This window comes from Monashia sp. HAY1-5C (assembly GCF_056755255.1).
The window spans coordinates 1-236 of record NZ_JBPGXG010000773.1; the positions used below are offsets into that span (position 1 = coordinate 1).

General features: G+C 63.1%; 1 protein-coding gene. It reads left to right on the top strand.

The features are described from left to right. Window positions 1–236, top strand: a 236-nt coding sequence (locus ACR9ZK_RS23505) for a glycosyltransferase family 2 protein (protein WP_481344322.1), incomplete at both ends; no start/stop codon positions are given.

The following is a 236-nucleotide window of genomic DNA, read 5'->3' on the forward strand; positions in this document are numbered from 1 at the left end:
GGACAGGACTGGTGCGGCGGGCGCTGTCCCTGCTTCATTGCCTGCCTATTGTTTCGGGGAACATTGGGGCGTTTCGCAGCGAATTGGTGCAGCAGATGGGAGGCTTCGATGAAGAGACGCTCGGCGAAGACCTCGGACTGACCTGGCGCATCTACCGGGCCGGCTACCGTGTCCGCTTTCAACCCAGGGCGCTGGTCTACGCGGAATCTCCTTCAACTCCCGGCGGTCTGTGGCGG